The organism is Streptomyces sp. 13-12-16 (genome assembly GCF_002114215.1).
GTDB lineage: Bacteria > Actinomycetota > Actinomycetes > Streptomycetales > Streptomycetaceae > Streptomyces.
Window position 1 is genome coordinate 1 of record NZ_NCTE01001446.1, and the last position, 947, is coordinate 947.

General features: G+C 76.3%; 1 protein-coding gene. It reads left to right on the top strand.

Annotation, left to right across the window (positions count from 1 at the left end; genetic code table 11):
- The coding region (locus tag B7767_RS42325; RefSeq protein WP_143653001.1) for an acyltransferase domain-containing protein at positions 1 to 947 on the top strand (947 nt) is incomplete at both ends.

A 947-nucleotide genomic window follows, 5' to 3' on the forward strand; every position in this document is an offset into this window, starting at 1 on the left:
GGCCCACCCGGACGTTCCGCTGCTCGACGTGGCCCACTCCCTGGCCACCACCCGCGGCACCCTGGAACACCGCGCCGCCGTCGTGGCCGGCGACCGCGAGGGCGTGCTGCGCGCCCTGACCGCCCTGCGCGACGGCACCGCCGACGGCGCCCTCGTCACCGGCGCCCCCTCCCGGGGCCGCCTCGCCTTCCTGTTCACCGGACAGGGCAGCCAGCGCGCCGCCATGGGCCACGGACTGTACGGCCGGTACCCGGCCTTCGCGGACGCCCTGGACGCCGTCCTCACCCGCTTCGACCTGGAACTCGAACACCCGCTGCGGGACGTGCTGTTCGCCGAGGAGGGCACCCCGGACGCCGCCCTCCTGCACGACACCGCCCACACCCAGCCCGCCCTGTTCGCCCTCGAAGTGGCCCTCTACCGGCTCGTCGAGTCCTGGGGCACCGTCCCCGACGGCGTCGCCGGCCACTCCGTCGGCGAGATCGCCGCCGCGCACGTCGCCGGCGTCCTCTCCCTGGACGACGCCTGCACCCTCGTCGCCGCCCGCGGCCGCCTCATGGCCGCCCTGCCGGCCGGCGGCGCCATGGTCGCCGTACAGGCCACCGAGGACGAGGTGCTGCCGCTGCTGGACGGCCTGGAGGACCAGGTCTCCCTCGCCGCCGTCAACGGCCCCCGCGCCGTCGTCCTGTCCGGCGAGGAGGACGCCGTCACCCGGATCGCCGCCCGGCTCGCCGGGGACGGCCGCAGGACCCGCGCCCTGCGCGTCAGTCACGCCTTCCACTCGCCGCGCATGGACGCCATGCTCGACGACTTCGCCCGGGTCGCCCGCGGCCTCACCTACCACCTGCCGTCCGTCCCGCTGGTGTCCACCGTCACCGGCGAACCCGCCGACACCGAGGCACTGCGCACCCCCGAGTACTGGGTGCACCAGGTCCGCGCCACCGTCCGCT